The organism is sulfur-oxidizing endosymbiont of Gigantopelta aegis (assembly GCF_016097415.1).
In the GTDB taxonomy this organism is placed as follows: Bacteria; Pseudomonadota; Gammaproteobacteria; order GRL18; family GRL18; genus GRL18.
Genome location: NZ_JAEHGE010000002.1, coordinates 162279 through 189054 on the forward strand (window position 1 = coordinate 162279; position 26776 = coordinate 189054).

A 26776-nucleotide genomic window follows, 5' to 3' on the forward strand; every position below is an offset into this window, starting at 1 on the left:
TATATGCTGAAATTCCTTGCTTTGATAGGGGACAAAGGGGATAGATTTGTATTCACTATTATTCTCTTGTTTGAGCGCGAAATCTTAGCTAAATTTGCAGATATTAGACTAATTCTTTATGCCGGGCAATGACTGATTCGCGGTGCTGTTTAAAATGTTGTGTGAGTCGTTCCACCATGTAAACAGAGCGATGTTGTCCGCCAGTGCAGCCAATGGCAATGGTCAGGTAGTTACGATTATTGTCTTCAAAACAACTGAGCCATTTTTCAACATATTGCTGTATGTCATTAAACATTTCATTACAACTTTCTTGCTGATCAAGGAAGTCTATCACGGGCTGGTTTTTTCCGGTTAAGGGGCGTAGTGAGGGCTCCCAATGGGGGTTGGGTAAGCAACGCATATCAAACATCATGTCCATATCATCGGGCAGGCCGTGTTTGAAGCCAAAGGATAGAAATTGTAGCGCCATAATGGCCTGACTATTTAAGGTATCCAAGAGTTTTATTTTGTCTCGCAATTGATGGACATTGCAAGTCGAGGTGTCGATTTGTTGATTGGACTCGTCACGGATCATGCTGAGAATAAGGCGTTCTCGATCGATTGCTTCTTCCAGTGAGGTGAGTTCATTGGTCAGGGGGTGTTTTCTGCGAGTTTCACTGAAACGTTTGAGCAAAATACTGGTTTGCGCATGGAGAAATAGCACATGGCAGTCGATGCCATCATCTTTTATTTGTTGGATAATTTGGGAAAATTCAGAAAAATTATCACCCAGAGTACGAGCATCGATACCAATGGCGACTTTATCGAGATAATGCCAGTTTTTTAGGCTTTTTTTCACCAACTCAGAGAGTAATTCTAAGGGTAAATTATCAATACAATAGTAGTCCAAATCTTCCAGCACTTGCAGGGCAATGGTTTTTCCTGAACCGGATAGGCCACTGACGATTTGTAGTTTCATATTGTTATTTTCCTGAGCTGTTCTCTATAAGGTATCTATTACAAGGTATTTGTTACGACGCATGTGTCACGATGCATCTATCCTATCATAATTAGAAAATTGCAAAAGTGCTGTTTTTATTATGGCTATGATATTGCGTCCTGGGTACAAATGCAGATTGATTCCAGGTATGTTTATCGCTTGAAACTGCCATTGCTGGTCGTTAGGCTGTAATAATTGTTCGGGTGTTTGTTGGTTGATAATTTCAAGTCTGTCATTTGCTTTGAGCAGGTGGATAATAAAGTGAATAGGGGAGCTGTTCTTAGCAAACTGTTCACCAAAGAGTGTCCTAACATTGATGACGCCTAAATCATGTATATGCATAAGGCTGATAAAGTCTTCAGGACAGTGGCCAATGACCTGAGTTTGGGGGCTGTTGATGGTGAATTCTGGGGCATCATCGCAAATGAGAGAGGCACCGTTTTGGATGAGTTGCAATGCTATTTCTGACTTACCAATACCACTTTCCCCTATCAGATAAACCCCGATAGCATTAATCTCAAGTAGCACACCATGCTGAGGAAGATGCTGAGGAAGATGGGGCATTAAAACATCGACTAAAGATTAATGATTAAATTATAAACAGTTTCTGGCGAGGTGGCATTGCTCAATTTTTTCCGGTTTTTTTCCTGACGAAAAAATTCGGCAAGTTTGGCGAGTATCTGTAAATGTTCTTCGGTGGAATGATCGGGGATAAGGAGAGCAAAGAGTAGGGTGACGGGTTGTTTGTCAATGGCATCATAATCAATGCCGTTTTTTAGACTAATAAACACTCCGATAGTATCAGTACATTCTGCCAGTCGTCCATGGGGGAGTGCGACACCATGACCAATGCCGGTACTGCCTAAGCGCTCACGTTCGACCAAGGTTTCAAATACGTTGTTAATTTTATATTCAGGGTAGTTATCAGCGATAATTTGGCTGATGGCTTCAAGTGCCTTTTTTTTACTACTGGACGGGTTGTTCAGTTGAATCTGATCAATTTTGATAAGATTGCTAAATTTCATGATGATTGATTTTGCTTTTTATGTATAAGTTATAAATAAGAAAATGCTTCACTGGCACTGTGTTACTGGGATATTTTGCTACGTAAGACAGCGACAGTGAAGCCGAACTCAGTTAAAGTTCGTGGGTTTTCAAACTGACTTCACCACGGTGGTGATCAGTCATTTTTTCTTTATGTTTTTTCACTTGACGATCCAGTTTATCAATGAGACTGTCAATAGCTGAATACATGTCTTCTTCAACGGCTTCAGCGAATACTTTGTTGCCTTTTACCATCAGGGTTGCTTCCGCTTTCTGACGTTGCTTTTCAACACTTAAAATAACATGACTATTATTGACAATATCAAAATGGCGCTCAACGCGTTCCATTTTCTGATTAACATAATCACGTAGTGAATCAGTGATGTCGATATGATGTCCGGTTATATCTACTTGCATAAGATTAGCTCCTCGTTAACGATGATAAAAGAGAGATATTTAAAAAATAAATAAAACGCTTTTACCGGTTTTTAGTATCTAAGTGGCGCGTTATTAAAAAGTATAAGTCTGATTAATAATGGCTCCCTTAGTTACAATGCTTAGCGCATTTTATAATGCACTCAAATAATACTCTTTCTTTCATTAGACGGCGGTATGGACATTGATTCGCGGTATTTTGCGACTGTCCTTCGTGCCACGTTGTAGTTCTGTTCTGCCAACATGACTGATATTTTATTATCACTCAAAGGCTTGCGACCATTTTCTGCAGCAATGAATTTTTTAATAATGGCCCGTATCGCTGTGGCTGACGCTTCGCCACCACTTGCTGTGCTGACATGGCTGGAGAAAAAATATTTTAGTTCAAAAATACCCTTGGGCGTGTGCATGTATTTTTGTGTGGTGACGCGAGAAATGGTCGACTCGTGCATCTCCACCACTTCTGCGACATCAGCTAACACTAAGGCTCGCATGTGTTCTTCACCGTATTCAAAGAAGTCCTGTTGAAAGTTTAAAATGCTCCGAGATACTTTTAATAAGGTATCATTACGGCTTTGTAAACTTTTTATAAACCAGCGAGCTTCCTGTAAGTGATCTTTAATGGAACTCATGTCACTGTCTTTTTTAGCGCCTTTAACTAGGTTTAAATATTGTTCATTGATCTTTATATTAGGTGCAGTTTCGGCGTTTAGTTCACAAGTCCATACACCATTTATTTTTTTTACATAGACATCGGGTGTCACATAATGGGGTCTATCGTCAGAAATATGACTGCCGGGTCTGGGACTCAGGCTTTTGATTAGGGTAATGACCTGGGCTAATTTACCTTCGTCTAACTTCATGCGTCTTTTTAAAGTCGCAAAGTCACGGCTGGCTAATAATTTTAAATGTCGAGATACTAGAATTTTGGCTTCATTCAGCCATTGGACATCGCTATCTAATCCCCGCAATTGCAGTAATAGGTTTTCCTGTAGATCGCGTGCCCCAACACCGGGAGGATCAAAGCTTTGAATGCGATGCAGTACGGCTTCAATTTCTTCAACTTCAATTTCATCCTCAGGTTCGAAGGCCTGTAGTAACTCTTCTAAGCTTTGGGTGAGGTAGCCGCTGTCATCAATAGCATCGATAATGGCTTCTGCAATACTTTGATCGGTATCACTAAAGTGTGCCATTTCCATCTGCCAGATAAGATGTTCTTGTAGGCTGTCTTCAGTTTTACCATTGTTTTCAAAGAGGTTGCTATCATCGCCACTCCATGAACTGGTGGCTGTTTGGCCTGCGGTAAAGCTACTACTGGTATCGTAAACATCATCCCAACTTGAATCGGTTGCGAGTTCGCTGGGAATTTCATTTTGGGTGTTTTCAAAGTCAATGCTATTGGCACTGAGTTCGGTGGCTAAATCATCGTTGGAAGTTTGGGTATCATTGTCAGCACTTACTTTGCTGTGTTCTTCAAGTGAAGTGTTACTGTTGTTAGATTCGTTATTATCGGATTGTGTGTCGTTGGCTTCATCGACTTCAAGCATGACATTGCTATCCAGTGCTTCTTGTATCTCCTGTTGGAGATCTAAGCTGGATAGTTGTAACAGTTTGATTGCCTGTTGCAACTGGGGAGTCATTGTCAGTTGCTGGCCTAAGCGGAGTTGAAGCGATTGTTTCATAGACTAAATAATTACTACCTATCAATGTCATTGTAGTGGTCAATCTGACTCACTACAACCCGTGTTATGGGGTATATAAGGAAAATATGTATTCCTTAATTTAATAGTAGCGCAAATTACATGCCATTGCAGTTGATACGGATCAAATAAGTGAGTTATTTTATAAGTAAAAAATATTGTTAAACAATATCAACTGCTTACAATTAAATTAAATTGAAGAAATTTGGTATTTATTCAGTATAATTACCGTACTCGATTAAATAGCTTGTCTTTACAAGGCCGCACGAGCACATCCCTGTGACGCTTTATGAAAACACCCTGTTTTCAAAACCAAGTAAAGACAAGCTATTCAACCGGATACTCTTTCGGTACGTTACAATACGCTGAATAGTAACGAAATTTGTTAAAAAAGGGAAAAAGGTGAATAAACTATTAATCGCTATAAACGCTAAATTTTAAAGTTATCACCGAGGTAAACTTCTCGCACGCGCTCATTGTTTAGCAAACGTTCAGGTGAACCTTTTGCGATGACACTGCCATCGTTCATGATATAGGCTCGGCGACAAACACTGAGGGTTTCTCTAACATTATGATCGGTAATAAGCACACCGATATTTCTTTCCGTCAGGTGTAAAATAATTCCCTGGATATCACTGACAGAAATAGGATCAACCCCGGCAAACGGTTCATCCAGTAAAATAAAATCAGGTTCCATGGAGAGGGTGCGGGCTATTTCAACCCGGCGACGTTCACCACCGGAAAGACTGATGCCTTCGGACTTACGGATATGGGTAATGCTTAACTCTTCGAGCAATTGTTCAAGGCGATCTTTTCTATCGGTGCGATTGAGATCTTTGCGAGTCTGCAAAATAGCCATAATATTATCTTCGACACTCAGCTTTCTAAAGACAGAAGCTTCCTGAGGGAGATAACCGATGCCTTGTTGGGCTCGTTTATGGATAGGTAGACGTGTCATGTCCTGGCCATTGCAGGTAATCTGGCCGCTATCGGCTTTTATGAGTCCAACGACCATGTAAAAACTGGTGGTTTTGCCAGCGCCGTTAGGACCTAGTAGGCCGACGACTTCCCCTTTTTGTACGGAGAAGGAAACATCGTTGACGACTTTTCGTGATTTAAAGGTTTTATTGAGATTTTCTGCACGTAGTTCTAATAGGTGACTGGACATGTTTTTTCGTTACTTAGTTATTTGTTATTACTTTTAGGCTGAATAGTGACACGTACTCGACTGCCGGAAGTGGCTGTTTTGCCATTTTTATTTTTGACACTGGAGGCCACGACGGTTTCTTTTTTGGTGTTATAAATTATTTTGTCGCCGCTAAAAGTGTCGCCCGCCTGCCATACAAAGGCATTTTTGAGTAGATGAATTTTGTCTTTTTTCAGATAGTAAACCATTGTTTTTGAGCGTGCACGAAAATCTTTGTCTTTGCCTTCAGGGCGTTGTTTGAAGGTCGCAAGTTTTTTTGCTGTGCCTTCGGCAACGGCTTTTTCCAGTTCTTTATTTTTGTCATTATATAAAGTGAGTTTGCTGGATTTTATCACCATGCTGCCCTGAGTGAGAATCACATTGCCGGTATAAACACTGACTCCTTTTAAATCATCAATGTCGGCGGCATCAGCTTCTAAGTTAATCGGTTGATCGCGATCGGAGGATAGTGCAAGTAAATTAGCCGGAGCAAGCAGTAAGCCCACTAGGAGTAATAAGAGCGTTGGCAGCAATGAGTCGTTAATAGTGCTGCTAAAAATAGGGCTAAATTTTCTGGATTTCATCGTAGTTTGTTCTCCATCGCTATGGTTTTCTATTCCGTTGGGGCCTTGGCCGGAATATGGCGGCCTTTGACATTGTTTAATAAATAATAACGCTCTTTATCCATATAGGCTTTCATTCCCACACCGGTGGCAATGGTTGAGTCAGTAGTGATTTTGACAGCTTTATCGGTTTCAGCATAGTCTTTATTGGGCCAGATGGTGAGTTCGGGACTTTCTAATTGAGAAAATTGATTGCTCAGTGACTTTTCTCGCCTAATGACTGTATGACCCTTGAGAAAGACGCGAGTTCCATCCTTGTTTATCCAGCCATGATCGGCCTGAATTTTAACCGGTAGGCCCTGAGTACGAAAAAGAGTGATTCTGGGCTGGACAATTTCTGAATCTTCTTCATCGGGATAGTGGAAAATTTGCTCACCGATGATTTTGCTTTTTGGAATGCCTGTCACACTGAAATTAAGAATTTCAGCACCATTAAAAAAAGTATCAGCGACTTTTTTTTGTATGTTCTGCTGCGGAAAAATAATTTGTGACTGATCAATGGTGGCGTTGTTATAAACAAACCAAGTGATGGCTATTGATGCTGCCGGAATGCTCAGCAATAATGTAAAGAGTTTTTTATCCATAGTAAATGCTAATGTTGTGACATTGTTTTAATGCCAGCCTAATCTTGAAGGTAACGAGAAAATTGTGCTTCCATCGTGCCCTGTGCTTGCATTAATAATTCGCAGACATCTCTAACTGCACCCTGGCCACCTATATGTTGTGTTGTCCAATCGGCCTGTTGTTTGACGCGATCATGGGCGTCTGCCACAGCAATAGCTAACCCGACTCTGCGCATTACGGGCAGATCAACTAAATCATCACCGACATAGGCCACTTCTTCAGGTGCTAAGGCTAATTGTTGGCATAATTGCTCAAAGGCTTGAACTTTATCGAGTTGGCCTTGAAAAACCAGTTCAATATTGAGGTTTTTCATGCGATGAGCAACAACTTCAGAGGTTCGAGCGGTAATAACGGCCAGCGGGATGCCTGAGCGTTGTAACATCATGATGCCTAGACCATCACGGGCATGAAAGGCTTTATATTCCAGGCCGTTATCGCCGAAAAAAAGGCGGCCATCGGTCATGACACCGTCAACATCGCAGATCAGTAATTTAATGACACTGGCTTTGGCAGTGATTTGCTGCATATTGGCTATTTTCCTAGTATTGTCATTTTTTCAAGTTAGGTGCTTTGTTGATAGATAACAATCATATAAGCAGTATAGCAAAGCAGTAACAGAGCACCTTCCAGACGATTGATGCCTCCCTTACCCTTAAAACCATAAGCAAATACAAAGAATAAAACAGATAGTCCTATCATAACAGGATAATCACGCGTGAGTACACTGGGATCAAGGATAGCGCCGGTCATGATACCGGGGATGCCGAGCACACCCAGTAAATTGAACATATTTGAGCCGATAATATTGCCAATGGCTATTTCATGTTCGCCTTTGAGTGCGCTGGTGATGGAGGCTGCTAATTCTGGCAAACTGGTGCCAATAGCAACAATGGTTAAACCGATCACTAAATCGCTGACACCAAAGGTGTGGGCGATATTTACTGCGCCCCAAATCAATAGGCGTGAACTGATTAAAAGCACGATAAGACCAATGAATAACCATAAAAAAGCCATGCGGGTTGGCATGTCCCGGGGAATTTCTTCACTGAATTCGGTATCCAGAGGATCTTGTGCATTATTGGGGGTATGGGTACGATTTTTTTCGCGCAGTCCCATCCAAGTGATGAAACCCATTAGGACAAACATACCGATAATGAGAATATAGCCATCGCTATGGCTTAATTCACCATCCCATAACAAGCCTAGAGCGATTAGCATGATCATGAACATAATAGGATATTCACGCTTGAGGATTTTGGAATCGACCATAAGGGGAGTAACTAAGGCGGTAATACCTAAAACCAGGGCAATATTGGTGATATTAGAGCCCAGAGCATTACCCACAGCTAAATTGGGCGTTCCCTGATAGGCGGCAACACCAGAAACTATCATTTCTGGCGCAGAAGTGCCAAAGCCAACAATGGTCAGGCCGATGATGAGCGGGGAAACGCCAAAATTGAGAGCAATGCCGGATGCACCCATAACAAATCGATCAGCACTCCAAATCAGCAAGAGAAAACCGCTTAGAATGGCAAGACTACTTAATAACATCTCCATGGGTAAATCATTAATCCTCTATCAAAACATAAGGGCATAGTAGGGGGGGGCAAAAAAATGCCCCGCTAGCATGAGCATAGCAGAGCATTTTAGCAGGTTATCAGAGTGATATTATAGGCTTTTATTGAGAAACTGGCAGAATAATGATTATTCTTCAAAGTCTTCAATAATGACCTTGGGTGGCTCACCGTCATAAACTCTGTTTTGACGCCATTGATAATAGGACTCGCGGGTAAAGATGTAAGGATCAAGTGCCAATTGGTCACGAAAGTCGGTGGTTTTCAGTAAATCTGCCCGGGCATCGACTGCCTGGGTAGAGGCCAGTGCAACAGTTGCTGAAGTGGGTGAAACTAAGCTCAGCGGGTGCATAAAGAAATCGACGACAAGCGATGGCGCATCACGTAAGCTACTGGGTCCTAAGATGGGCAAGACAATGTATGGGCCAGAAGCAACGCCCCAATAGCCCAGGGTATCAGCAAAGCTTTCTTCATGTTTTGGCAAGCCCATAGGAGTACCCATATCGATGAGACCAAAGACACCAAATACGGTATTGACTGAAAGGCGTAGTGCATCAGAAGAGAACTGTTCTACTTTAAGCTGCAGCACGTCATTGAAGACGACGACGACATCATTTAAATTGCTGAAAAAATTATGCGTGCCGGTTTGCACGGGACCGGGTAATTTTTGATAACCTTTGGCAACAGGTTTGAGGATCGCCTTATCAAAGCCTTCATTAAAATTATAAATACTGCGGTTAGCGGATTCAATGGGATCATTAACGTCACCATCGGGCGTGGTGGTGGCACATCCTAAGCTAAAAAGGGCTATCGCTATCGTTAGGAATAGTGAAAGACGGCGAATTGTTAATATTAAATGTGTCATATTGTTTGTCATTGTGTTTTTGGAACGCTAAACGTGAGTTGGCTTCATAATTGGACACAATATGATAGTCAAAATTTATGAGTAAATAAACAACTGTGTTGTAAAATGTGAACAAAGATTGACAATTTATTTGTGATTTTAAAAACTGCTTTTAAATCAATAAGTTGTTTTGTGGTTTAGTAACTTCTCAATAAGTCTGTGCAAAACTTGAAATAAAAACAAAAAAAGTCTTGACAGCATTTTAGAGGACAAAAATTGCATTTTCACTGCCCCATGTAATTTATCCCTATAAATGATCCTGTCGATCTGTCTCAGATCGAAATAGAATATTTTTGAATATTATCTTAACTGAGAGGGAGTTTGATCAACACAGGGCAAACTAAAGAGCCTTAAAAAGCCATGATACAATTGTTTTATTGAAAACAACCTGTATTGATTATAGTGAAAAAATTACCTCCAATTCCAGAGATACCTGAAGAAGAAAAGACACCGGTAGTCCGATTACTCCTTGCTTTCATGGAGCAACAACAGGAAATCATTCAAAACCAACAGGTTGAAATCGATGCCCTTAAAACAGAAGTTGCTAAGCTTAAAAAGCTACCTCCAAAGCCTAAAATAAGAGCCAGTAAATTGCCAAAGGATGATGACAATGATAATCCGACAGGTCATTCAGGAAGCAAGAAAAACAACTCAGGAAATGGGACTAGTAAAAAGTCGTAAACGAAAGAAGAAATTGGCTATTCATAAAACCACCGTTATCAAACCAGATAACCTGCCAGAACATTCACGTTTTTTAGGGTATCAGGATTATTTTGTTCAGGAGCTGCTGATTAAGCCTTTCAATACTCGTTATCGATTGGCTCGCTATAAAACACCCGATGGTGATACCTGTATAGGAAAATTGAGCTTTGATACACATATAGGACATTTTGGCCATACATTACAGAGTTATATCGTTTATCAATATTATCACCAGAGAGTGACTCAGCCATTGATAATACAACAATTAACAGAATTAGGTTTTGATATTTCAACGGGTCAGATCAATGAGATTTTAATCCATGACAAAGACCATTTTCATACTGAAAAAATACATTGCTAACTGCCGGTATCAACAATAGTACTTATATCCATGTTGATGATACGGGTAGTCGTCATGATGGAAAGAATGGTTATTGTACTCACGTTGGCAATGAAACCTTTGCCTGGTTCAAGTACTCGATATAAGAGCCGGATTAATTTTCTACAATTGTTACGAGGTGCTGCTGTTGATTATACGCTCAACGATGCAGCACTTGATTATATGAGAGCAGAAAAATTACCTCACAAGCCATTGAGCGTTATTGAACAAAGTCATCAGACTTGCTTTGATAATGAAGAAGCCTGGAAATACTATCTGCAGAACAATAGTATCATAACACAACGGCATGTTCGCATTGCCACAGAAGGCGCTTTACTGGGGGCATTAATTAACAGTGGCTTTCCAAGTGATTTGGTGATTGTGAGTGATGATGCAGGACAATTTGATATTTTGTTGCACGCATTATGTTGGATACATGCAGACAGAGTGTTTCAGCGGATACTACCACTCAATGAGCGACATGATAAAGAACTGAACTGGGTACATACTCAGATTTGGGAACTATTTTATGATCTCAAACAATATAAACTTGAGCCAGATGATCCGTTGAAGTCAGCGATTGCTGAACATTTTGATGAATTGTGCCGGACTAAAACAAGCTTTGAAGCTTTGAAACGTTGAATCAGGCACTGAAACGATTGGCAAGAAATAAAACAGAATTACTGCTGGTATTGGAACGGCCTGATATTCCTCTTCATAATAATTTGAGTGAAAATGATATTCGAGAATATGTTATTAAGCGTAAAATTAGTGGTAGTACACGCTCAAAGGATGGGCAACTTTGCAGAGATACCTTTGTCAGTTTAAAGAAAACTTGTTTGAAACAAGGAATTTCATTCTGGGATTTTATTAATGACCGGATCAGCAAGAGAAATTTGATCCCATATCTGCCTGAGTTGCTGAAAGGTAAAGTTTGTGCTGTTTAAATGCACAGACTTATTGAGAAGTTACGTGGTTTAAATCCTACAAAAAGAAAAAAGATTGTTTTTTTAAGTATTTCTTGAGAGTTTGTTTTGATCAATCTATAGCGAAGTTAATGTGGCTATACTTAACCGGACACACAACTTAAAATAACTAAAAGATAAAAAGTGTGACCTAAAATGAATGATCAAACAAAAAAACCGAATAAAAGCTATACATCAGAATTTAAAGAATCAGCTGTCAAATTAGCTAATGAGACGGATCAACCCGTTTCTCAGACTGCCAGGGAGCTAGGTGTTAATGTAAATACTCTACATACCTGGATCAGTAAATATTCCAAACCGGTGAAGACGGTAGCCAATAGAAGTGATGAACACATTTATGATGAAGTAAAACGTCTGAAAAAAGAATTGGCAAAAGTGATTCAGGAGCGTGATTTATTAAAAAGGCCACAGCGTACTTTGCAAGGGAAACTTTGTGAAGTACGCATGGATAACTGATCAGGCTAAAGATTACCCGGTAACGATTCTGTGCCGTTTTATGGATGTTTCCCGTAGTTGCTATTATGATTGGGTTAGCTCTCCTAAAACGGATAGAGAGAAAGAAAATGAAGCGCTTACTGAGCAGCTAAAAAACTGTTTGAAGACAGTCGCAAGACTTATGGAACCCGTCGTCTTAAAAGAAAAAACTGGCTGAAAAAGGCGTTCATATAAGCCGCCGGAGAATTGGTCGATTAATGAAAAAAGCCGGTTTGTTTTGTAAAACGAAGAGACGCTTTAAAGCGACGACTAATTCCAAGCATAATAAGCGTATATCTCCAAATTTACTGGAAAGAGAGTTTACTGTCTCTCAACCTGATCGCTACTATGTGGGTGATATTACCTATATTGCCACCAAGGAAGGCTGGTTATATTTAGCGGTTGTCATTGACTTATTCTCTAGGCAAATTGTTGGCTGGTCGATGGATGAGCGAATGAAAGCCAAGCTAGTCAATGATGCTTTACTGATGGCCATATGGAAGCGTAAACCAATGGATGGATTGCTTTGGCATACTGACCGAGGTAGCCAATATGCCTCTGATAGTCATAGAAAAATATTGTCGGATCATAACATAATTCAGTCTATGAGCCGCAAAGGAAATTGCTGGGACAATGCTGTATCAGAGAGCTTCTTTCATAGTTTGAAAACTGAATTGACGCACCATTGTCGATTCAAAACCAGAGTAGAAGCAAAGCAGGCAATATTTGAATATATTGAGGTATTTTATAATCGGGAGCGACTTCATTCGGCTAATGATTATTTGTCACCAGTCGATTATGAAATACAGCAGGAAATAGCTTAAATCGATTGATTGAAGAGGGGTAAAAGGCGACATAAATGCCGCCCATTACCGTTGACGGCCATCGGCTCCTCAGCCTGTGCCGTGAAGATATTGTAACAGGATCATTACCGTTGTGAAAATACCTTGGGTGAATGGAACGGCTCTATCGTTCCAGAGGGCAAAAGCCCTTTCTCTTCATCTGTTTAAAGTTAACATGAGAAACTAAAATGATAGGAAATACAAAATGACAAAAATCACTTGAAACAGCCAAAAAAATATTTAGAAAACTGTCCGGAAAAGTGTTGACACATCAAGTCGTTTTTATTTTGGCACAATGTTGACATTGATAAGTGGTGACAAGTTTGCCTTTTTTGACATCAAACTGCTCAGCATGAATGATTTTCCATTGGTGAAAACCGCTTTTGCACAAGGTGTTTGCTTTGTTTTTTTTCTTGAGTTGCTGTTGCTTAAATTGTTGCAGTTGAACGACTTTTGACATAATTTTGGGTTCTTTTACACTTGATGTGAGGTGATGTTTTGAGTGCTACTATTCTTTCTGATGCTATAGCTTCAGATACTGTTTCTAAATGCGAATTCAACTTTGGCATTGCCGGCCTGGATAATCCTGCACTTCTCAGTGATTTTTATCCTGATGACCTACCTGAGGACTGGCGCTTCAGCTATTATAGCAATGAATTTCACTTGCTACTAATAAGCTTATCCGACTTGGGCCTGGCTAATATGAATGCCCGTGCAGTAACGGCAGCCCAAGCTTTAGAAGGATTGGAACAATTAGCGGATGATATTGCTGATGCTGATGGAACAGATACAGGCTTTATTTGTGCCTTGAACCTTTCGGACTTAACTGAAACCATGCAACAGGAGATGTTAGTGCAATGGGGGACAAGCAACGCGCTGCCCATCAATTGCATTAATTTAACGCAACGTTTTTCTGTCACACAGGCAGAGACTTTTGCATGTTCCTTTACCCCTATTCAGGAAGCAGGAGTAGGTTTTGAGGCTAATGCTAAGAATAAGACCTGTTTTGCTATTGTCGAGGCAGCAAATGTCTTAGAACCCAAGGCTCTAAGGCATTTGCTGGAAACCATCCAGGCTTATACTATCACGGAGAATTACCATACTATGAATATTATTTTTTCCACCAGCCAACAGGCTTTAACTAATTGTCGCAATGCTCAACTGCTTGCTAGCCTGATGTGAATATATACCCATGACACTTGGAAATGCAGCGAGGCATCTCCAAGTGTCATGGGTATTGCCAAGTATCATAGCTATAGAGATAGCTGTGTTTATTTGCTACAATTCAAGATTCTTTTCGTGATTTGCATGCGTGAATTTTAAAAACTGAAAATGGATTATAGTTAAGTATATGCTGGACGCTGACAAAAATACTAATACCTCTGACATTAACTCTGAAGTCACGCGCTCTGAAAACATGAGCTCGGAAGAGAATATTGTCAGTATCCGTGACTTACATTTTTCTCGTGGCCATTCAAAAATTTTTAATGGCGTTGATATTGATATCCCCAAGGGTAAAGTCACCGCGATTATGGGACCCAGTGGTACAGGAAAAACCACACTCTTAAAATTGATTGGTGGGCAGCTAAAACCCCAAAAAGGCACGATTCTCTTTCATGGCGAAAACATTCCGGCCATGAGAAATAAAAAACTCTACGACGTTAGAAAAAAAATGGGCATGTTATTCCAAAGTGGTGCGCTGCTAACGGATATGAGCGTGTTCGATAATATTGCCTTCCCAATGCGTGAACATACTGAGCTGCCAGAAGTCATGATCCGTGATATGGTGCTTATGAAGTTAGAAGCGGTAGGCTTGCGTGGGGCTCGTCACTTGAGCCCCAGTCAACTTTCGGGCGGCATGGCACGGCGAGTGGCATTAGCTCGTGCCATTGCGCTGGATCCTGAAATGATCCTTTATGATGAGCCTTTTACGGGACAAGATCCGATTTCAATGGGGGTTTTGGTGCAGCTGATCCGTGCGATGAATGAAGCATTGCAACTCACCAGTGTAATTGTTTCTCATGATATTCAGGAAACAATGGCGATTGCAGACAAAATATACATCCTATCTCAGGGTAAAATTATAGGGCATGGAAGTCCGGAAGAAATGAACCAATCTGATTCACCCTGGGTCAACCAATTTGTTCATGGTAACGCAGATGGACCTGTACCGTTTCACTATTCTGCTCGTTCCTATAAAGATGATATGCTGGCGGGCTAAGACCCTTTCTTAAAATATACTAAAGCAAGAAAATAATAATGTTTGATTGGTTTTCACAACTAGGCAGAAATACCATTGAGTTTTATGCTCGATTGGGAAGAGAGGTGATGCTCTTTTTACAGACCATTTTGGCCTTTATTCCGTTGATGTTACGCCCCGGATTAATTGTTCAGCAATTGTTCTCGGTGGGCGTGCGTTCGATGTTGATCATCATCGTGTCAGGTTTTTTCGTGGGCATGGTGCTGGGACTTCAGGGTTATAATACGCTGGTTGATTTTGGTGCGGAAGAGTCTCTGGGCGTTATAGTGGCCTTGTCTTTGGTGCGTGAATTAGGCCCTGTTGTTACGGCCTTATTATTTGCCGGTCGTGCTGGTTCAGCCTTAACGGCTGAAATAGGTTTAATGAAAGCAACCGAGCAATTATCGGGGCTGGAGATGATGGCGGTCAATCCTGTTGAGCGGGTATTAGCCCCTAGGTTATTGGCAGGCATTATCAGTATGCCTTTATTGGCCGCCATGTTTAGTGCGGTGGGAATTTTTGGTGGCTATCTGGTCGGTGTTGATTTGCTAGGGGTTGATGAAGGTTCTTATTGGTCGCAGATGCAGGCAAAAGTTGATTTTGAGAAAGATATTGCCAGTGGGGTGATAAAAAGCATGGTATTTGGTGTGGTGGTAACCTGGATTGCTGTTTATGAAGGCTATACTTGCTTACCAACCTCGGAAGGGGTGAGTCGGGCTACGACACGTACGGTGGTTTACTCGGCATTAGTGGTGCTTGGCCTAGACTTTTTATTAACAGCACTAATGCTTTAGAATCAGTGCTTTAGAATCAGTTGCTTTAGAATCAGTGCTTTTGAGTCAAAACGCAAAAAATAAATTAAAGTGGAAATAGGATAATGTCTAATTCAAAAATATTAGAAGTGTCAGTCGGAGTTTTTGTTGCAGTGGGCATTGCGGCATTGCTGGTATTGGCGGTGAATGTCAGTAATATTGGTGCTTTTAATGCCGGTCAGCAATATACAGTGAGTGCTAATTTTGACAATATCAGTGGTTTAAAAGAACGCTCAGCGGTGGCTATTGCGGGTGTGACAGTGGGGCGTGTCAGCAGTATTACGGTTGATCCGATTACTTTTGAAGCGGTGGTCGTAATGACTATTGATGCTAATTTTGATGAAGTGCCAGTCGATTCCTCGGTGGGAATTTATACTGCAGGTTTGTTAGGTGAAAAATATGTCGGTATTGAGCCCGGAGGGGCTCCCGATTATCTTGAAGAAGGCAGTGTTTTTCGTTTAACGCAATCCTCTATTGTTCTGGAAAAATTAATCAGTCAGTTTTTGTTTAGTCAGGGCAGTGATAAAGACGATCAATAGATGTTTGATGAATGATAAAAGAAATGAGTATAAAGTTTTATGAGTAAGAAAACTGCAACTGCAAAGCTTGAAAAAGTCGCTTCGGGACACTACATACTCAAAGGCCAGTTAAATTTTAAGTCTGTACCGGTGCTTTGGAAACAACATCAGAGTACTTTGTTTACAGATGATAGTGATATTCTTGATATCGATTTATCCTCATTGGAGCGTTCTGATAGTTCAGGACTTGCTCTATTGGTGGAATGGTATCGAGAAGCCGAGCAGGAAGGTAAGCAAATTTCTTTTTTTAACCTGCCTGCACAAATGTATGAAATTGCCTGTATTAGTGGGCTGAATGAAATTCTGCCACTGTCATTGAAAGATGACTAATATGGAATTTTCATAACAATATAAGGTTAATCTGAGCAGCTATTGTACGTTCACATTGAAACAGACGAATTAAGAGATAAACTATGACAACTGATGAAATTAAAGTATTAATCGAAGCGGGTTTTGACTCGGCAGAAGTAACGGTCAATGGTGACAATGGTATGTTTGACACGATTGTTGTGGCAGAGAAATTTGATGGCTTGTCGCCAGTGAAAAAACAACAAATGGTTTATGCGACGGTTAATCCTCAAATTACCAGTGGTGAAATTCATGCTCTGACGATTAAGGCCTATACACCCAAAGAATGGCAATTAGCCAGTAAATTAAGAATTGGCTAAATCTTAACCCAATTGTCAGGCTTCTTTTTCTAAGAAGTTCCAATAAAATGAGCATTTTAATGGTTTGAAATGCTCAGCAAGTAACAATCTCCTTTTTATACCTTAGTTTTTGTAATAATCCTTTCATTTAAAGTGACTATTATTATAAGAAAGGGTAAAATTCTCAGTTTTGTTCAATCTTATAAGGTTTGGTAGTACTGAATGGATAAATTATTCATTAAGGGTGGCGGAGGTCTGGATGGTGAAATTCGGATTTCTGGGGCAAAAAATGCCGCACTGCCCATTATTATGGGCTGTTTGCTGGCAGATGATGCCACCACTATTGGCAATGTGCCACATTTGCACGATATCACCACGACATTGGAACTTTTGGGCCGTATGGGCGTTTCCATTACGGTGGATGAAAATCTGGATGTCGAAGTTGATACCCGTAGCATTAATAAATACGTAGCGCCCTATGAGTTGGTGAAAACCATGCGTGCTTCGATTTTGGTCTTGGGTCCCTTGGTGGCGCATTATGGTGAAGCAGAGGTTTCACTGCCCGGTGGCTGTGCCATTGGTTCGCGTCCGGTTGATCAGCACATCAAAGGCTTAAAGGCTATGGGTGCGGATATTAAGGTTGAAAATGGCTATATTCGAGCCACGGCCAAGCGTCTGAAAGGGGTCAAAATTACCATGGATTTAGTCACCGTAACCGGTACTGAAAACTTGCTGATGGCCGCAACTCTGGCAGACGGTACGACTATTTTGGAAAATGCCGCTCGTGAACCCGAAGTCGTTGATTTAGCCATATTCCTGAATTCAATGGGGGCTAAAATCACCGGTGCAGGAACAGATACCATTACCATTGAAGGGGTGGAGAAACTATCCGCCACGAAGCATAATGTGATGCCGGATAGAATTGAAACCGGTACTTATCTGGTTGCCGCCGCTGTTACGGGTGGTAAGGTTAAACTCAAAGATACCTGCCCGAATTATCTTGGTGCGGTATTAGATAAACTTAGAGAAGCGGGTGCAGAGATTGAAACCGGTGAAGACTGGATCACTCTGGACATGAAAGGTCAGCGACCTAAGTCAATTGATTTAAGAACTGCGCCATATCCTGCATTTCCAACGGATATGCAGGCGCAATTTTGTGTCTTGAATGCCCTTGCGGATGGCACGGGTTCGGTGATAGAAACGGTGTTTGAAAATCGCTTTATGCACATTCAAGAATTACAAAGAATGGGGGCTGATATTAATCTACAAGGTAATACAGCTATTATTAAAGGCGTTGATAAACTCACTGCCGCCCCGGTTATGGCGACTGATTTACGTGCTTCAGCGAGTCTGGTGATTGCCGGATTGGTTGCTGAAGGCGAAACGGAAGTTGAGCGTATATACCATATTGACCGTGGTTATGAATGTATTGAAGAAAAACTATTACAGTTGGGTGCCACCATTCGCCGTGTGCCAGGCTGATTGATTATTAAAGAACTAATAAGTCGAAAAAAAGAGATGAATAAATGAGTGATACCCTGACGATAGCGCTATCCAAAGGACGGATCTTTAAAGAAACTTTGCCTTTGCTTGCTCATGCCGATATTTATCCTATTGATGATCCGGATAAAAGTCGTAAGCTGATCTTGGACACCAATCATGACAATATTAAATTGGTCATTATTCGTGCTACCGATGTACCGACTTATGTGCAATATGGTGCGGCTGATGTGGGTGTTGCTGGCAAGGACGTACTGATGGAACATGGTGGTGAAGGGCTTTATGAGCCACTGGATCTCAAAATTGCCAAGTGTCGCCTGATGACGGCAGGTCCTGTCGATGATCAGCCCATTAAAGGCCGTTTACGAGTTGCGACAAAATTTGTTAATACCGCCAAGCGCTTTTATGCGGAAAAAGGTATTCAAGTCGAAGTGATTAAACTGTATGGCTCCATGGAGCTTGCACCATTGGTTGGTTTGGCTGATCGTATTGTCGATGTGGTTGATACCGGTAATACCTTAAAAGCCAATGGCCTGACGCCTTTGGAACATATTGCGGATATTAGTTCACGTCTGGTAGTCAATAAGGCGGCCATGAAGATGAAACATCATCGTGTCAAACAACTGATTGAGCGTATTGCTGAAGCTGTCAATTCGTAGCGCTTAGTCTCATTGCTGTATGTGGGGCTGACCAAATAAGTCCATTTATCTTTACACTTGTAGAATGCGGTTCGTTCCTCACCACATCCTACATTTGAAGTGTAAAGCAGGTTGAACGGATCCTATATAGCAATGAGATTATGTTAAAGCTAACATATTAGAATTATCAATTTATAAAGAGTTTGCGGAGTTTATCATGCTTGATATTAAGCGTCTTGAATCATCAGATAGTAATTTCTGGCCATTAATGAAAGAGTTACTGGCATGGGACAATGTCTCAGATGATTCTGTGCAATCAACGGTCAAACAAATTCTAGCCGATGTGCGTAGAGAGGGCGATAAAGCCCTGGTTAAATATACCAATAAATTTGATCGCATGAATGCTGCCGATATGTCGGTCTTAGAAATTTCACCAGCACGTTTGCAACAGGCCTTAGATGGCTTGCCTGACGATCAGCGTCATGCTCTCGAAGTGTCAGTCGAACGAGTGCAACGCTACCATGATAAACAAAAAATGGAATCTTGGTCCTATACTGAAAGCGATGGCACTTTACTGGGACAGCAAGTGACAGCCTTGGATCGCGTTGGACTCTATGTGCCGGGTGGTCAAGCAGCATATCCTTCATCTGTTTTGATGAATGCTATTCCTGCTAAAGTTGCTGGTGTGAAAGAATTAATCATGGTTGTCCCCACTCCGGATGGCCAAATCAATGAATTAGTCTTTGCCGCAGCAGCAATTACGGGCGTGGACAAGGTTTTTTCTGTGGGCGGTGCGCAAGCAGTTGCGGCATTAGCCTATGGCACAGAATCAGTACCTCAGGTTGATAAAATTGTTGGCCCGGGTAATATTTATGTCGCCACAGCCAAGGGTATGGTATTCGGTACGGTCGGCATTGATATGATTGCCGGCCCCTCAGAAATTTTAGTCATTTGTGATGGCAAAACTGATCCCGACTGGATTGCGATGGATCTGTTTTCTCAGGCCGAGCATGATGAAGATGCCCAGCCGATTTTAATTTCACCGGATGCCGCATTTTTAGACAAAGTTCAGGCTTCGATTGAGCGCTTATTAGGTGAAATGGAAAGAAAAGATATTATCCGTGTCTCCTTGAATGAGCGTGCGGCTATTATTCATGTTAAAGATATGGATGAAGCCATTGAGGTGTGTAATTATATCGCGCCAGAGCATTTAGAACTATCGGTGGACGAACCGCAGTCTTTTCTGCCTAAAATTCGTCATGCGGGTGCTATTTTTATGGGACGTTATACCGCTGAGGCGCTAGGCGATTATTGTGCTGGCCCTAATCATGTATTACCCACCTCCAGAACAGCGCGCTTTAGTTCTGCATTGGGAGTCTATGACTTTCAAAAACGCTCCAGTTTAATTATGTGCTCCGAAGATGGCGCCTCTGAATTAGGTAAAATTGCTTCTGTCATGGCGCGGGGTGAAGGTTTGACTGCCCATGCACGTAGTGCAGAATATCGTATTAAATCAAGCGATTAAAAGCCAATGGAGTAGATGATGACTGACTTGGTTAAGCCTTTAGTTAAGGAATGGATTAGAGACGATATTCGAGCCTTGAATGCTTATCATGTGCCCGATCCCGGCGAGATGATCAAGTTAGATGCCATGGAAAACCCTTATCTTTGGCCAGAGGCGATGCAACAACTCTGGTTATCGCAATTAGCCAATGTCCCTCTGAATCGCTACCCGGATCCCTCTGCAGCCAAATTGACAGCAAAAATTGAGCAAGTCATGGCTGTGCCTAAGAGCATGAAATCAATTTTGGGCAATGGCTCGGATGAACTGATTCAAATCATTTGTATGGCACTGGCCAAGCCCGATAGCGTTGTGATGGCACCTGAGCCAACCTTTGTCATGTATCAGATGATTGCTCAGTTTACTAATATGCACTACCAGGGCATTCCTCTGGACGAGCAATTTCAGCTTGATATGCCCGCCATGCGTGAAGCTATCGAAAAACACCAACCCGCCGTTATTTTTCTGGCCTATCCGAATAACCCCACAGGTAATTTATTTTCTGAACAGGATGTTAGGGATATTATTGCTATGGCGCCGGGCTTAGTCGTTGTTGATGAAGCCTATCATGCCTTTGCGGGACATAGCTTTATGCCCATGTTGGGTGAATATGCGAACTTAGTGGTCATGCGTACGGTGTCTAAAATGGGGCTGGCAGGCTTACGTTTAGGGCTACTTAGCGGTCGCCCAGAATGGCTCAACGAGTTTGACAAGGTACGCCTACCTTACAATATTAATGTGCTAACCCAATTCAGTGCTGAGTTTGCCCTGGAGCATAGCGACGTACTACAACAGCAAACCGATCAAATCTGTGCTGATAGAATAAAATTACAAAGCGCTTTAAACGCTCTGCCCAATATTACTCAATACCCCAGCGCGGCAAATTTTATTTTGTTTAAAATAGCAGACAGGCAATCGGATGATATTTTTACTGCCCTGAAACAATCAGGCATACTCATCAAGCGTCTGGCAAACCCATCAGGCCCCCTAAAAAACACCCTAAGGGTGACCATTGGCACTGAGCAAGAAAATGCCGCCTTTATCAAAAGCCTAAGTGATATTCTTAAGCATTAAGCTAATGAATGTCCAGCTGTAAATAAAGTTCTTTATCAGCATAAAATTGTAGCGTGGGCACGCTTTTTATGCCCACGCTGAAAGTGTAAACATAAGTGGTCAGCGTGGGCAGATAAAGCCATGCCCACCCTACGTCTGATACGGTAATTTTACTGAATAGTTAACAAGCATTATCCCTACGACCCCGACATTTGAGGCCGTTCTTCCGCCAGTACTTTAAAATGAAAGGATTGATTCTGTCGAACCCCCCGAAGGATGGCGATATCCCCCGGGCGTAAGTTAGTGATTAATTTTAAGGCATTTTTAGCTGAGGTGATTTTGATATTATTAATATGGGTAATAATATCACCGGCCTGTATACCTGCCTTTTGTCCTGGCCCATTTTGCAATACCCCGATGATCAGTAACCCAAAGCCTGCTTCATTGTGTAACTGCTGTGCTAGCATGGGTGATATTTCTTTGGCTTCAATGCCAATCCAGCCACGGCGTACTTCACCATAAGTGATTAACTGATACATAATATCCTGTGCCAGTATTGAGGGGATGGCAAAGCCAATGCCCTGAGAACCACCACTATTACTGATATTAATCGTATTCAGGCCAATCATTTCGCCCCGAGTATTCACTAGCGCACCACCGGAATTGCCGGGATTAATGGCGGCATCGGTCTGGATGAAATTATCAAAATTATTGGCTCGAAATTGAGAGCGATTAAGAGCGCTAACGATCCCGGAGGTCACGGTATTACCCAGGCCAAAAGGATTGCCGATAGCCAACACAATATCACCGACCTGTAGTTTGGAAGAATCACCAAATTGTATGATAGGTAAATTTTGTGCGGTGACTTTTAATAAAGCCAGATCGGTTTCTAAGTCACGACCGACGATTTCTGCACGTAAAAATCGCCCGTCTCTGAGTAATACTTCAATGTCCTCAGCACCTGAAATAACATGATTATTGGTTAAAATATGTCCCTGTGGAGAAACAATGACGCCTGAGCCCAAATTATTCTCTTCTCTATAACGCGAAGGGGGATTGCGTTTATCGATGAGCGCTCGAAGTGTGGCACTATTGTATAAATTGTTTGCCTGTTTAATGCGTTTGCGGGTAAATATATTGACCACAGCCGGTGCGGCTTTATTGACGGCAGGAGCAAAGCTGGTGAGCACAATGGGGGCAGGCGGTTGATTATGGTCAGTTTGAGAGCTGTTTTGTATTGGCTGTGCAGCCAAAGGATAAGCTGTATTCACATTGAGTGTAGAATCATTATTCGCTATTGTAGGCTCGGGCAAAAATACATAATAATAGCCCAGCGCCAGCAAAAATCCGCTCACCGCTGAAAAAATAAGAAAAAATACTGAAGATGAGTGATTTTTGGCTGTCATGCTGATATTTTACACAAAATAGTAGATGATGTATTCATTTTAATAGCATAAGATTTGAGTGAAATTATGATAAATCGTAGTAAACTGGTGGAATATTGTGATGAACTTCTGCAAACAAGCTTGTTTAAGGACTATTGTCCCAATGGCTTACAAATTGAGGGTGGGGATTCAATAAATAAAATTGTTTCGGGCGTTACTGCTAGTCAGGCATTGATCGATGCGGCTATTGAGCAACAGGCGGATGTAATATTAGTGCATCATGGCTTCTTTTGGAAAGGTGAAAATGCTGTCTTGACGGGCATAAAAAAACGCCGTATCAAGTCCTTATTAGAACATGATATTAACCTATTAGCTTATCACTTACCCTTGGATGCGCATAAAATATTGGGTAATAATGCGCAATTAGCGGCAAAATTGAGTTTGACCATCGAGGCTTATTTTTCGGGCAATGATATTGCGGTGTTAGGGCAGGTTAAGCCCCAGTCAGGTCATGCGTTTAAGACGCAATTGCAAACCGTTTTGGGACGAGAACCATTGCATGTGGAAGCGGCAAGAAATATTAGCAAAGTAGCCTTGTGTACCGGGGCTGCGCAGGGCTATATTGAGCAGGCAATTGACTTAGGTGTTGATGCCTTTATCAGTGGTGAAATTTCCGAAAACACCTGGCATATAGCCAAAGAAAACAAGGTGCATTACTTTGCTGCCGGTCATCATGCAACAGAGCGATATGGTGTTCAGGCCTTGGGCGCACATCTGGCGGAACAGTTTTCACTGGAACATCAATTTATTGATATTTTCAATCCCGTTTAAGGAGTGATTTAGGTGCTATCTTAGCTAAAAGCACCTGAAAATGGAGTAAAAATAGCCTTTTTGAACGTCTTTATTTTAGTGTTTTTGAAAAGTTAGGATAGTTTGCTTTTTCTGCAAATTAGTGCTTTTTAGCGACTTAATAGTGATATATATCAGCTTAATTAGTAAATAATGAAATTGTACTTGATATTATCCCCAGCATTTAAGAAAATACTGCAAATTTTTTCGGTATCGAATAAAGAAAAATTACCCTCTTCAAACTAATTAATGCCCTGAATAAGTGCATCATAAAAAAATTATATCGATTTCTCTTCGCTGAATCTCAGCAAAGAGAAATCAAGTGTTTTTTTGATTAATTTGAAGCGAGTTGACATCTTGTATTTGGGAGTTAAGTAAATGAGTGCAGACGCTGTAAATAATAACAAACGTCGCTTTCTAATTGCCGCCACCTCTGTGGTTGGTGGTGTGGGCGCCGCCTTTGTTGCTGTACCTTTCGTCAAATCCTGGAATCCCAGTGCTAAAGCTTTAGCTGCGGGCGCACCAGTTCTTGCTGATATTAGCAAGCTTGAAGAAGGGCAAATGATCACCGTAGAATGGCGCGGTAAGCCAGTCTATATATTAAAACGTACGGATGCTAACATGAAGGTATTACAAAGTGATATCGATATGTTGGCTGATGTCGATTCAGATGCGTCAAGACAGCCGGAGTATTGTAAAAATTTCGGCCGTTCATATGATAAATATACCAAGATTTGTGTAATGGAAGGTGTTTGTACTCACCTGGGTTGTGCACCTAAGTATGTGCCTGACCTGAATAACCCCTTCGCAGGTTCTTTAGGTGAAGGCTGGAAAGGCGGATATTTCTGCCCTTGTCATGGTTCAATCTATGATTTATCTGGTCGTGTCTATCACTCAATGCCTGCACCACTTAATTTACCCATTCCTCCGTACAAGTTTGAGAGTGATTCGGTTATTCTGATTGGTCTAGATGGGAGTAAGGCATAATGGAACAAAAATCCAATGGTTTGATGGGCTGGATTGATGCTCGTTTTCCTGCGACCAAAATGTGGGAAGATCATCTTTCAAAATACTATGCACCTAAGAACTTTAACTTCTGGTATTTCTTCGGTTCATTAGCCATGATGGTTTTGGTTATCCAAATTCTGTCGGGTGTTTTTCTGGCCATGTTCTACAAGCCTGATACTGCGGTTGCTTTTCAATCCGTTGAAATGGGTATCATGCGTGATGTTGAATGGGGCTGGTTAATTCGATATTTCCACTCTACGGGTGCTTCGGCATTCTTTATTATTGTTTATATGCACATGTTCCGTGGCCTGATTTACGGCTCGTATAAAAAACCACGTGAATTAGTTTGGATCTTTGGTGTATTAATCTTCTTAGCCCTGATGGCCGAAGGTTTCATGGGTTACTTACTACCTTGGGGACAAATGTCTTTCTGGGGTGCACAGGTTATTATTAACTTAGTGAGTGCAATTCCTTTCGTTGGTGAAGGTTTAAGTACTTGGGTTCGTGGTGATTTCGTTATTGGTGATGCGACACTGAATCGTTTCTTCTCCTTGCACATTGTTGCAATTCCGATGATTTTAATCGGCCTGATTGTGGCGCATATTATTGCTCTGCATGAAGTGGGTTCTAACAATCCTGATGGCATTGAAATCAAGAAAAATAAAGATGAAAATGGTATTCCTAAAGATGGTATTCCTTTTCACCCTTATTATTCAGTGAAAGATATCGTTGGCGTTATCGTCTTCCTGATGTTCTTTTCTATCGTGGTCTTTTTCTCTCCGGAGATGTTTGGTTATTTCTTAGAACATGCTAACTTTGAGCCTGCTAATCCTCTGAAAACACCTGAGCATATTGCCCCGGTCTGGTATTTCACACCATACTATTCAGTATTACGTGCGGTTCCAAGTATTGCTGGTTCAGCCTTCCCGGGTGTCATTGCCATGGGTGCTGCAATTGTGGTGTTGTTCTTCCTACCATGGTTAGATCGTAATCCTGTTAAATCAATACGCTATCGTGCGGGTTGGTATAAAATATTGGTTGCAATCTTTGTGGTTGCTTTCATTACTTTGGGTGCGTTAGGTACGATGGCTCCGACACCTGGTCGTACATTGCTGGCTCAGCTATGTACCGTTTATTACTTCGGGTTCTTCTTATTGATGCCTATCTATACGAAGTTGGAGAAAAACAAACCAGTTCCAGAAAGGGTAACAATGAAATGAAAAAAATAATCCTGGTTCTGCTATTAACAACAATAGCAATGATGAGTTCTAGCCTGATGGCTAGTGGCGGCTTTAAAACCTCACCTGCTAATGTCGATGTGACTGACATGGCATCACTGCAACGTGGTGCTAAGGTTTTCACCGATTATTGTTTGAGCTGTCACTCTGCTAAGTTTGTACGCTTTAATCGCGTCGCAACTGACTTGGGTATGACTGAAGGCGAAGTGATGGATAACTTAAATCACCTCGGCGTTAAGTTTGGTGGCACAATGACTGCCGTGATGACAAATGACTATGCTAAGCAGTCATTTGGTGCAGTACCACCTGATTTGTCATTAGTGGCTCGTTCACGTGGTGTTGACTGGTTATACACTTATCTGACTGGTTTTTATGCAGATAGCTCTAAAACCACTGGCCACAATAATGTCATCTTTAAAGATGTTGGCATGCCTAATATCTTCTGGAAAGAAGAGGGTGTTAAGGAAGCTGTCTATGACGAGCATGAAGGCGAAAAAGTCTTGGTGGGCACTAAAGTCATTGAAAAAGGTACTATGGCACCTGAAGAATTTGATACAATGATTCGTGATTTGGTGACTTTCCTATCTTATATTGGCGAGCCTAACCAGAGCTATCGTAAAAGCTTAGGTGTTTATGTGCTGATCTTCTTAGTTGTTCTATTCGGATTTGCTTATGCAATGAAGAAGGATTTCTGGAAAGACGTTCACTAATATCAGATAAAATATTGCCCCATCAATATTGGGCTAGCTTAATATTGATGGCAAGAGCAGTTATTTAAAGGGGGCTTACATGCCCCCTATTTGCGTTTTAAGATTT

General features: G+C 41.5%; 32 protein-coding genes and 1 pseudogene. 20 read left to right on the top strand and 13 right to left on the bottom strand.

Translation table 11 applies throughout. From position 1 onward, the window contains the following. Positions 1 to 103 precede the first annotated feature (103 nt). From rapZ to JEU79_RS22965, 11 genes are all read right to left on the bottom strand, one after another. Positions 104 to 958, bottom strand: a complete 855-nt coding sequence (gene rapZ / locus JEU79_RS22915) for an RNase adapter RapZ (RefSeq protein ID WP_198266263.1) — start codon at positions 956 to 958, stop codon at positions 104 to 106. 66 nt (positions 959 to 1024) lie between these two features. Continuing rightward, complete coding sequence (locus JEU79_RS22920; RefSeq protein ID WP_198266264.1) at positions 1025 to 1543, bottom strand: hypothetical protein; 519 nt, start codon at positions 1541 to 1543, stop codon at positions 1025 to 1027. A gap of 11 nt (positions 1544 to 1554) precedes the next feature. Continuing rightward, complete coding sequence (locus tag JEU79_RS22925; protein WP_198266265.1) at positions 1555 to 2004, bottom strand: PTS sugar transporter subunit IIA; 450 nt, start codon at positions 2002 to 2004, stop codon at positions 1555 to 1557. Between the two features lie 112 nt (positions 2005 to 2116). Next, positions 2117 to 2440 carry a ribosome hibernation-promoting factor, HPF/YfiA family gene (gene hpf, locus JEU79_RS22930; protein ID WP_198266266.1) on the bottom strand — a complete coding sequence of 108 codons (324 nt, stop codon included), beginning with the start codon at positions 2438 to 2440 and terminating at the stop codon, positions 2117 to 2119. A 161-nt stretch (positions 2441 to 2601) separates the two neighbouring features. Next, the gene (locus tag JEU79_RS22935; RefSeq protein ID WP_198266267.1) at positions 2602 to 4140 is read right to left on the bottom strand and encodes an RNA polymerase factor sigma-54; all 1539 of its coding nucleotides are present in this window, start codon (positions 4138 to 4140) and stop codon (positions 2602 to 2604) included. Positions 4141 to 4588: 448 nt separating this feature from the next. Further along, positions 4589 to 5326, bottom strand: a complete 738-nt coding sequence (gene lptB / locus JEU79_RS22940) for an LPS export ABC transporter ATP-binding protein (protein ID WP_198266268.1) — start codon at positions 5324 to 5326, stop codon at positions 4589 to 4591. Between the two features lie 17 nt (positions 5327 to 5343). Beyond that, positions 5344 to 5928, bottom strand: coding sequence for a lipopolysaccharide transport periplasmic protein LptA (gene lptA, locus JEU79_RS22945; RefSeq protein ID WP_198266269.1), 585 nt, complete (start codon positions 5926 to 5928; stop codon positions 5344 to 5346). A 29-nt stretch (positions 5929 to 5957) separates the two neighbouring features. Next, a complete protein-coding gene (gene lptC / locus JEU79_RS22950; RefSeq protein ID WP_198266270.1) occupies positions 5958 to 6551 on the bottom strand; it encodes an LPS export ABC transporter periplasmic protein LptC in 594 nt (197 codons plus the stop codon). A gap of 38 nt (positions 6552 to 6589) precedes the next feature. Further along, positions 6590 to 7117 (bottom strand): 3-deoxy-manno-octulosonate-8-phosphatase KdsC, encoded by a 528-nt coding sequence (kdsC, locus tag JEU79_RS22955; protein WP_198266271.1) that lies wholly within the window; start codon positions 7115 to 7117, stop codon positions 6590 to 6592. Positions 7118 to 7152: 35 nt separating this feature from the next. Further along, a complete protein-coding gene (locus tag JEU79_RS22960; protein WP_343075025.1) occupies positions 7153 to 8148 on the bottom strand; it encodes a calcium/sodium antiporter in 996 nt (331 codons plus the stop codon). A 147-nt stretch (positions 8149 to 8295) separates the two neighbouring features. After that, a complete protein-coding gene (locus JEU79_RS22965; RefSeq protein WP_198266272.1) occupies positions 8296 to 9030 on the bottom strand; it encodes an MlaA family lipoprotein in 735 nt (244 codons plus the stop codon). A gap of 441 nt (positions 9031 to 9471) precedes the next feature. On the opposite strand from JEU79_RS22965, the gene JEU79_RS22970 reads away from it, so the two are divergent. The 6 genes and pseudogenes from JEU79_RS22970 to JEU79_RS22980 all read left to right on the top strand — a co-directional run bounded on the left by JEU79_RS22970 (position 9472) and on the right by JEU79_RS22980 (position 12434). Further along, a complete protein-coding gene (locus JEU79_RS22970) occupies positions 9472 to 9750 on the top strand; it encodes a hypothetical protein (protein ID WP_198266273.1) in 279 nt (92 codons plus the stop codon). Then, complete coding sequence (locus JEU79_RS27140) at positions 9680 to 10132, top strand: hypothetical protein (protein ID WP_246540686.1); 453 nt, start codon at positions 9680 to 9682, stop codon at positions 10130 to 10132. The genes JEU79_RS22970 and JEU79_RS27140 overlap by 71 nt, the downstream gene beginning before the upstream one ends. Beyond that, the gene (locus JEU79_RS27850) at positions 10126 to 10257 is read left to right on the top strand and encodes a hypothetical protein (protein WP_281401104.1); all 132 of its coding nucleotides are present in this window, start codon (positions 10126 to 10128) and stop codon (positions 10255 to 10257) included. Before JEU79_RS27140 ends, JEU79_RS27850 begins: the two co-directional genes overlap by 7 nt. Then, a complete protein-coding gene (locus JEU79_RS27145; RefSeq protein ID WP_246540687.1) occupies positions 10223 to 10792 on the top strand; it encodes a hypothetical protein in 570 nt (189 codons plus the stop codon). Before JEU79_RS27850 ends, JEU79_RS27145 begins: the two co-directional genes overlap by 35 nt. Next, positions 10789 to 11097, top strand: a complete 309-nt coding sequence (locus tag JEU79_RS27150; protein WP_198262504.1) for an IS66 family transposase — start codon at positions 10789 to 10791, stop codon at positions 11095 to 11097. The genes JEU79_RS27145 and JEU79_RS27150 overlap by 4 nt, the downstream gene beginning before the upstream one ends. A gap of 174 nt (positions 11098 to 11271) precedes the next feature. Beyond that, a pseudogene (locus tag JEU79_RS22980) lies at positions 11272 to 12434 on the top strand (IS3 family transposase). Between the two features lie 289 nt (positions 12435 to 12723). On the opposite strand, the gene JEU79_RS22985 reads toward JEU79_RS22980, so the two are convergent. Further along, the gene (locus tag JEU79_RS22985; protein ID WP_198266274.1) at positions 12724 to 12912 is read right to left on the bottom strand and encodes a hypothetical protein; all 189 of its coding nucleotides are present in this window, start codon (positions 12910 to 12912) and stop codon (positions 12724 to 12726) included. A gap of 38 nt (positions 12913 to 12950) precedes the next feature. Between JEU79_RS22985 and JEU79_RS22990 the strand changes: the two genes are divergently transcribed. From JEU79_RS22990 to hisC, 10 genes are all read left to right on the top strand, one after another. After that, positions 12951 to 13634, top strand: coding sequence for a hypothetical protein (locus JEU79_RS22990; RefSeq protein ID WP_198266275.1), 684 nt, complete (start codon positions 12951 to 12953; stop codon positions 13632 to 13634). Between the two features lie 235 nt (positions 13635 to 13869). Further along, positions 13870 to 14673 (top strand): ABC transporter ATP-binding protein, encoded by an 804-nt coding sequence (locus JEU79_RS22995; RefSeq protein WP_198266362.1) that lies wholly within the window; start codon positions 13870 to 13872, stop codon positions 14671 to 14673. A 38-nt stretch (positions 14674 to 14711) separates the two neighbouring features. Continuing rightward, positions 14712 to 15485 (top strand): lipid asymmetry maintenance ABC transporter permease subunit MlaE, encoded by a 774-nt coding sequence (gene mlaE, locus JEU79_RS23000; protein WP_198266276.1) that lies wholly within the window; start codon positions 14712 to 14714, stop codon positions 15483 to 15485. A gap of 83 nt (positions 15486 to 15568) precedes the next feature. Next, a complete protein-coding gene (mlaD, locus tag JEU79_RS23005; protein WP_198266277.1) occupies positions 15569 to 16042 on the top strand; it encodes an outer membrane lipid asymmetry maintenance protein MlaD in 474 nt (157 codons plus the stop codon). A gap of 39 nt (positions 16043 to 16081) precedes the next feature. After that, complete coding sequence (locus JEU79_RS23010; RefSeq protein WP_198266278.1) at positions 16082 to 16411, top strand: STAS domain-containing protein; 330 nt, start codon at positions 16082 to 16084, stop codon at positions 16409 to 16411. Between the two features lie 83 nt (positions 16412 to 16494). Next, entirely contained in the window at positions 16495 to 16749 is a 255-nt protein-coding gene (locus JEU79_RS23015) for a BolA family protein (RefSeq protein WP_198266279.1), read from the top strand. A gap of 201 nt (positions 16750 to 16950) precedes the next feature. Next, the gene (gene murA, locus JEU79_RS23020; protein ID WP_198266280.1) at positions 16951 to 18210 is read left to right on the top strand and encodes a UDP-N-acetylglucosamine 1-carboxyvinyltransferase; all 1260 of its coding nucleotides are present in this window, start codon (positions 16951 to 16953) and stop codon (positions 18208 to 18210) included. A 44-nt stretch (positions 18211 to 18254) separates the two neighbouring features. Next, positions 18255 to 18887: an ATP phosphoribosyltransferase gene (gene hisG / locus JEU79_RS23025; protein ID WP_198266281.1), complete on the top strand. Its 633-nt coding sequence runs from the start codon at positions 18255 to 18257 to the stop codon at positions 18885 to 18887. Positions 18888 to 19083: 196 nt separating this feature from the next. Further along, entirely contained in the window at positions 19084 to 20391 is a 1308-nt protein-coding gene (gene hisD, locus JEU79_RS23030) for a histidinol dehydrogenase (protein WP_198266282.1), read from the top strand. A gap of 27 nt (positions 20392 to 20418) precedes the next feature. Next, entirely contained in the window at positions 20419 to 21501 is a 1083-nt protein-coding gene (hisC, locus tag JEU79_RS23035) for a histidinol-phosphate transaminase (protein WP_198266363.1), read from the top strand. A gap of 176 nt (positions 21502 to 21677) precedes the next feature. On the opposite strand, the gene JEU79_RS23040 is transcribed toward hisC, so the two are convergent. Further along, positions 21678 to 22751 (bottom strand): S1C family serine protease, encoded by a 1074-nt coding sequence (locus tag JEU79_RS23040; RefSeq protein ID WP_214660665.1) that lies wholly within the window; start codon positions 22749 to 22751, stop codon positions 21678 to 21680. 198 nt (positions 22752 to 22949) lie between these two features. On the opposite strand from JEU79_RS23040, the gene JEU79_RS23045 reads away from it, so the two are divergent. The 4 genes from JEU79_RS23045 to JEU79_RS23060 all read left to right on the top strand — a co-directional run bounded on the left by JEU79_RS23045 (position 22950) and on the right by JEU79_RS23060 (position 26670). Continuing rightward, positions 22950 to 23696: a Nif3-like dinuclear metal center hexameric protein gene (locus tag JEU79_RS23045; RefSeq protein ID WP_425511198.1), complete on the top strand. Its 747-nt coding sequence runs from the start codon at positions 22950 to 22952 to the stop codon at positions 23694 to 23696. Between the two features lie 396 nt (positions 23697 to 24092). Next, entirely contained in the window at positions 24093 to 24701 is a 609-nt protein-coding gene (gene petA, locus JEU79_RS23050) for a ubiquinol-cytochrome c reductase iron-sulfur subunit (protein ID WP_198266285.1), read from the top strand. Next, positions 24701 to 25942: a cytochrome b gene (locus JEU79_RS23055; protein WP_198266286.1), complete on the top strand. Its 1242-nt coding sequence runs from the start codon at positions 24701 to 24703 to the stop codon at positions 25940 to 25942. Before petA ends, JEU79_RS23055 begins: the two co-directional genes overlap by 1 nt. Then, positions 25939 to 26670 carry a cytochrome c1 gene (locus tag JEU79_RS23060; RefSeq protein ID WP_198266287.1) on the top strand — a complete coding sequence of 244 codons (732 nt, stop codon included), beginning with the start codon at positions 25939 to 25941 and terminating at the stop codon, positions 26668 to 26670. The genes JEU79_RS23055 and JEU79_RS23060 overlap by 4 nt, the downstream gene beginning before the upstream one ends. The last annotated feature ends 106 nt before the right edge of the window (positions 26671 to 26776 follow it).